Raw genomic sequence first — 2346 nt, forward strand, 5'->3', positions numbered from 1 at the left:
TGCCGCTTCTTTCGCTGCTGCTGTCCAAATACGTTGTATTGCTATTTGGCTCCTTCTTTATTGACGACACCATCTAAGTGGTGAGAGTTTATAGGTAAGAAAAGGTACACTGAAGCGTTGTACTAAACCGGTGAAAGCGGACAATAGACACCCCCTGATGTAGAAAAAGAACTACATCAGGGGGTAATATATGGCAAGGAAATATCAGTATACAAAAAGTTATTGCCGTAAATCAAAGAGATGCTGGCAAGAGGAATGACGCAAAAACAGGTCTAATTCGCTCAAACACTTCCCTGTTTTCATCAGGTGTTTTCGGCTTACTCGGATACCTTCCTTGCGCTCCAGTTTAATCTGCTCTTCCATTACCGAGAGAAAGTAATACCATGGTATGCAACATAAAAAGGATGGGGCAGCCTGGGATACGGCTCCTAATTACCCATGGCGGTATTCCGTTGTATGGTTTCGAGTGTTTTTAATGTTGAACCGAATCCTTTCCATTTATTTATTTCTATTTTCATCCGAACCGATGGTATGTCCGTTAATGATGGTATTCATCGCGATTGCTCTGTCTACATAGAAGTAGTACCACTTGCCATCACTCTGCTTCTATGCCCCTCATATGGTACCTATCCTCCTTTCTTCCAAAAGAGCACAAAAAGTGCGGTTCTCCCTATATGGAAAACCGCACCTATTATTTGATCTATAAGCATGAAATTGTATATTTCATCTGCACCTTTATGATGCTTATCAGTTAATATTTCATAGTCTTCCTAATTTTTTTTTATCTATGTAAGCATACGCACCATTATAATCTAACCATACCTTAGTTAGCGGAAACAAATCAGGGCGAATACCCGACTGCTCATCTAAAGAAACATCGTGTGCCAAAGAAATACTCCTAGTTGTTGAAGTGGTCCCAATAAGCAGCCCAAAATCATCTTCCTTGCCATTCCAAAGCTCACATTGACCAGACTCTCTCATTGGGCACTCCATACAAGCCGCCAATCCACTTTTTTTAGGTTCAGTCACTTCACTCATTTCATCTTCGCTATTACACTTACATTTCTCTTTGTTGCCGCAGTCACACGATGTGTCAAGCGTTTTTTCACTAATATCTACATTTTTTAATACAAACTGTAACATAGGCAAAAAGGCTGAAGTAGATGAATCGTCAGCAATTAGTCCATTTCTTGTTTCCTTTTGCTTAAAATACATCAGAGGAACATTTAATTTTGAAATATCCATACTGTTATCCTCTCCCATTCTTATCTATATACTTGTATACGCCTCCGGCCTACAAACTAAAAGTCTATAGGCCAGAAGCGTATGCAAACTATTAAATATGTCGACTTAATCCCAATAAGTACAATATACATTAGTGCACATTGCACCTACAAAAGCTCCACATGGTTTACAAGTAATCTTATAAACAAAACCACTTCCGCAATAGCAGCTGCCAGCACGAGTTGTCACTTTCTCAGTACCCACATGATTGCAAGTAGCATGAGCACTAATGTGATGAGAGTCGAAATGATTCGGAAGAATCACTTCATCACTCGCATTAACGCTATCAGCTGCTGATTTTGCAGTGATTTCTGCTCTCAGTTGAGCAATTTCTTCAGCCGGAAGCGGAAGAGAAGCAGCACTAGCAGTTACCACCATCATAGATATAACCGCTACCACGGTAAGCAAAAGACCTATAAACTTTTTCATAACACATCTCACCTTTTCTAATTTGTTATTCAACAACCAACTGTTCTAGCAACATTGTACAAAAATCCCATTGATCTTTATACAGTGTTGCAGTAGACATTTCTGTCTCCGTTCTTGTACCTATATGGATTCATATGTTTCAACAATCCATCCTCCTTTCTCAATAGTAATTTACAACCTACCCAATCGAGTGGTCTATCAACCGCTGAGTAGCACAAATTTTCCCTGAAATCCACTAGGATTCCTGCGAAAATTTGTTTGCCAACGGCTGAAATCCCATGCCATTTTGTATATCACAAATTATCAAGCAAGCCCTAGTAATCTATGTCAAGAATGTTACTGTAGTAAAAATACCATAAATATATTTTAATGTCAAGTCTTTCTAAATTGTTTTTTTCTTGGTAATTATATTTGTAAATAATATCAACCACGAAAGAAGAGCAGGCGCGGCAGAGGGCTGAGCCATCCCAGGGAACACATAGGCCTGCAATTATACCAAGATAGATGAAATGATTTTGGGGGACAGCCAGTGTATTTGTTTCTAGGTTGTGTCGTCAATAGGAATGTGCTATAATAGTCCTCAAAGTAGCAGGAGGGCAGAAAAATGGCGAGGGAACAGCATCGACATGATAT

The 2346-nt window shown here is 39.3% G+C and carries 2 protein-coding genes; both read right to left on the reverse strand.

The window, feature by feature from the left end:
* Positions 1–759: 759 nt before the first annotated feature.
* Positions 760–1245: a hypothetical protein gene (locus D5269_RS17450; protein ID WP_016315040.1), complete on the reverse strand. Its 486-nt coding sequence runs from the start codon at positions 1243–1245 to the stop codon at positions 760–762.
* Positions 1246–1350: 105 nt separating this feature from the next.
* Positions 1351–1713, reverse strand: coding sequence for a hypothetical protein (locus tag D5269_RS17455; protein ID WP_147408061.1), 363 nt, complete (start codon positions 1711–1713; stop codon positions 1351–1353).
* Positions 1714–2346 lie beyond the last annotated feature (633 nt).

It is taken from the genome of Anaerotruncus sp. 1XD42-93 (assembly GCF_009917605.1).
Taxonomy (GTDB): Bacteria; Bacillota; Clostridia; order Oscillospirales; family Ruminococcaceae; genus Anaerotruncus.